A 4,419-nucleotide genomic window follows, 5' to 3' on the forward strand; every position below is an offset into this window, starting at 1 on the left:
GAAGTGTCAATTGATTGCGCAGAAGATATCTTTACACATAATAAGGGTATGCTAACGATATAGGGCAAACAATATCTGGTTTTTAAGTTCATATACTTTGAGGGGCATCAAAATTATAATTGGGTAAATATAAATATTATTTCAACTATTTAAAAGAAATTATCATATTGTATTGTTATTTGAAGATAGAAATAAGTATTTATAAAATCATATTGATAATAAATTGATTTATCGTATGGTCTTTGTATCTTCCTATGCCTAAGTTCTCTTTCCCGGTGGGTTTAATTATTCCAGAGTTAGACTTAAAAAGTCTTATAAATTGTTAAATATGAGATAGTTACGATGTTATTTGATGATTATGTGGGAATGTCCCCTCTAGTTCAAAACAATTAATATCTATTTATGAAAGATTTATTAAGCATTTTAAAAACTGTAACGCCTTATGAATCGTCTAATGTATTTATGGACTTGTGCTGGAGTGCAATGAGCCAGGTGATAGTAAGTCCCCCAAGCGGATGATTGGACTAGAGAGCAGTGGGATCATTTCATGGCATTTACCTATTTCTTTATTACGAGTGGTATGGCAATTTATAAGCTGAAAGACTATCTCATTCAACACAACTTGCAAGACTTCAATAAGGAAAGTTTACCTACTCTATGCAAACCATTGATATGGTTAGAAGAGTTTGCATCATCTGTGGAGGAAAAGGAGTTACATTAAACTTTATCTGATTTTACCAATATTTTACTTGCCAAAGACCCGAAAATGCAAGATGAGGACGTAACAGCGTTTGCTAAAAACAATTTTAAACCGTTGTTTGAATCAGTTTTTACATTACAAATTGCCGACCGCGTAAAAAGTATCAGGAATGGCAATTAACCTATAAAATATTGTATATATTTTAGCTCTGTTGGATAAATGAATTTAGGGAGCTGATTGCCAGCTCCTTAAGTTTTTACGAAGTACTTTGTAATGAATTTGCTGGGGAAGAAATGGTAACATTTCCCCGTTTTTGCCATATTTCCTTTATTTTCTTTCCTGCTTCTTCTGGTGTAATCCTTATATATTTATAGAAATCCCTTAGACTTTTATGGCCACTTATCTTCATGATCAACTCTACTGGTGTACCTGCTAAAAATTCGTTGGTGCAGAAGGACCGACGACAGGTGTGTGTAGTAATCCAAGCATATTTAGGCCGGACATCAATAATATCCTTATTCCCTTTCTTGTGAGAGAATTTAACAAGTTCGCATATCCCGGCCAGTTTGCCAACCTGCTTTATGTGGCGGTTAAATTCCGGGTTGCTCACATGAGGGATAAGTTTGTCAAACCGATTATAAAGTATTTCCTCCGTAGCGTCCATTAAGGGGATAACAACCCAATTATCTGATTTGTCCTGTTTTTTGTGTAACATTCCTGTCCTAATATCTTCCGGGCGTATAGTGGAGAAATCAGAGAACCTTAGCCCTGTAAAACAACCTAGAACAAACAAATCGCGGTATTTAATAAGGTGTGGGTATTCGGAAAGATCGACTCCATAGATCTTGGTTATTTCCTCCCATGTTAGGTAGATAGCGTCCGCCTCTTCATCCAGAACCTTGAAGTCTGTAAGATCAATTGGAGCAATGATTTTACGGCGACCCCTATCCCTAATAAATATACGGAGCTGCTTAATGGTTTTTCCGATACTAGATAATTTTAATCCTTTTATTTCTTCTTTTCTCCGTTTATGTACATAATTACGGGTCATAAAGTCTACAAAACTTTCATAAAAATTAAAATCGAAGGAATCGAAGGTGACAGGTCCTTTACGGAAGTCCTGAAAGGCCAGGATGTGATCTTTCATATTTTTATAGTTTTTCAGCGTTCCTTCGGAAACTTTGCCAGTTTTGCATTTGATATAGTCATCTACTTGATAGAAGAAATCCTGATTATTATTAGGGTTTACCGCAATATCTTCTCTTAGTTTTTGTAAATCATAATCAGGCTTAAAAGCCTTCTTTACGAAGGCTAAGACATCAGGACAATTGGCCTTTCTGGCATGTGTAACAATATCTCCCGCTAGTTTGAGTAAGTCGGATAGCTTGGTATTGAGGTCTGATGCCTTTCCGTATTCGGGAGGAAGGTCATTGGAAATGCGGTGGTGCTTACGCGACCAGAAGCGGGGGGGAATGGCAATTTCGGTATTTAGTAGCGTTTTTCTGTTGTCCACGCCGCAATACTGAATAAAGATAATACTGGTGCCATCCCGGCGTGCCTTGCTCTTAGAGCAGATCAGTTTAATTGGTAACAACATAGTTAGTCGATTTTTTAGTCGAGTTCAATGCTGTTATCCTAGATAAAGGTATTACGAAAGATCTAACTAATTTGTTGTAAAATATTGAAAAACAATTACTTGTAATTAAGTTAGATAAGGAGCGATAAGAAGGAATCAACTATTTGTAATCCCAAGGGGATCACCACAAAGAATACAAACAGTATCAAAGCCGCATAAATCGCACGATTTACGCGGCTTTTCTGTTTTTCGCCTAAAGGTTTATCATTCAAAACGAAGGTGAATGGTAACATAAAAGGTTACACGGGTAGTACTTAATTTTAGTGTAACCTTTTTGTTGGGATGACTGTCTCTATTGTATATGGCGTGTCATTTGAAATCAGATTATTTCCTGTAAGTTTGATACATAACTAGAGTTCATGCTAAAGAAATCATTTATCACAGATATTAAAAATATGCTTTCTGCCGCAAGACAGAAGGCGTATGCTGCCATCAACTCTGCTATGGTGGAGGTATATTGGAATATCGGTAAACGCATTTTCGAAGAAGAGCAACAAGGTAAGGAGCGGGCAGACTATGGCACGTTCCTGATAAAGGAGCTTACAAAGCATTTAACAGAAGAGTTTGGAAAAGGGTTTGATGAAAGAGAATTGCGCCGTATGCGCCAATTTTATCAAACATTTCCAATTCGGGACGCACTGCGTCCCGAATTGAGTTGGACTCATTACCGTATCATTCTGCGTGTAGATAGTCCAACAGCCAGGCAATATTATGTGGCAGAAACAGCAGCGCAATCATGGAGTACGCGTCAGTTGGAGCGTAATATCAATACGCTTTATTATGAGCGGCTTTTGTCTACGCAGAATAAAAGGGCTGCTTTATTAGATGAGCAAAATATGGAGAAGGCATCGTCTAGTGATATAATTAAAAATCCATATGTTTTAGAATTTTTGGGTCTGAAATGGCCAACTGGATATTCGGAAAGTGAAATTGAGTCTGCTATTATCAGCAACTTGCAGGCATTCTTATTGGAATTAGGCAAAGGTTTTTCATTTGTTGGTCGTCAGTATCGCATCAAAACCGATACAAAGGTCTTCTACATAGATTTGGTCTTCTATAATTATATCCTGAAGTGTTTTGTATTAATTGATCTGAAAATAAATGAGTTGACACATCAGGATATCGGGCAAATGGATATGTATGTCCGGATGTTTGAAGATCTTAAGAAGACGGAAGGGGATAATCCTACAATTGGAATTATTCTTTGCGCGGAAAAAGATCACACGATAGTTAAGTATAGTATGTTGGAGGAGAATAAACAGCTTTTTGCGTCTAAATATCGGCTGGTATTACCAACTGAAGAAGAATTAAGAGCAGAGCTGGAGCGTGAAAAGCAGTTAATCCATGAGCAGATTGGAAAGAAGGATTGACACTATCTCAAATAGCTGTATCGCTATGATAATAGCGTAAATGTTAGTTCTTTCAAACCTGATCAAATGAAGCTATTCCGGGAGGTAACAAAAAAGATTACACTAACTTTTTAATCCCTGAAAAGCCGCGATATATAAGGCATTGATGTAGTCCCAAGGGGATCACTGGATCGGATAGGGCTTCCAATTTTGGAAGCCTATCCTTTTTTTGTTCCTTCGTAAGCCGCCATGAAGCTGCAAGCGGGGCAGGATTATTATATTCCTTATTAGTGACTTGTAAATTAAATAATGTAAACCCATATGAATGGATCAAGTATGTATTGAACCAAGACCTCAACGAAATGCCAATTAATCAATTCAAAAATATCCTGTCGCATAACTGGACTAACACTCCAAAGGAAAATCTATAGAAAATCATTTTGTTACTACAAAGATAGCTGATAACGACGAATCCATTTTAAAGCATCCTAGAGGGATACGAACACCTGGATAAAGATGATATCAATAACAGTGGAGATAAGATAAATCAATGAAGTGGCAATAGCAATAGCAGTGCAGTGATATGCTGTAAATTTAAATCACCAATAAAATGTAATAGTCAATATTTAATCTGACAGACAGCTAATTTTGGGCCCAACGAATCAGCTGTAAATCTATGAATATTTTATCCACTAAAAAATTTGCCGAGCTACCCGCTCATTGTGACTCTGCAA

General features: G+C 36.8%; 3 protein-coding genes. 2 read left to right on the forward strand and 1 reads right to left on the reverse strand.

Annotated features, from left to right (window positions below; translation table 11 throughout):
* Window positions 1-956: 956 nt before the first annotated feature.
* Window positions 957-2,297 carry a site-specific integrase gene (locus ACDQ55_RS21515; protein WP_420983706.1) on the reverse strand — a complete coding sequence of 447 codons (1,341 nt, stop codon included), beginning with the start codon at window positions 2,295-2,297 and terminating at the stop codon, window positions 957-959.
* Between the two features lie 398 nt (window positions 2,298-2,695).
* Between ACDQ55_RS21515 and ACDQ55_RS21520 the strand changes: the two genes are divergently transcribed.
* Entirely contained in the window at window positions 2,696-3,706 is a 1,011-nt protein-coding gene (locus ACDQ55_RS21520; protein WP_420983707.1) for a PDDEXK nuclease domain-containing protein, read from the forward strand.
* Window positions 3,707-3,975: 269 nt separating this feature from the next.
* Entirely contained in the window at window positions 3,976-4,116 is a 141-nt protein-coding gene (locus tag ACDQ55_RS21525) for a transposase domain-containing protein (RefSeq protein ID WP_420983708.1), read from the forward strand.
* The last annotated feature ends 303 nt before the right edge of the window (window positions 4,117-4,419 follow it).

This window comes from Chitinophaga sp. 30R24, from assembly GCF_049056765.1.
Lineage (GTDB): Bacteria > Bacteroidota > Bacteroidia > Chitinophagales > Chitinophagaceae > Chitinophaga.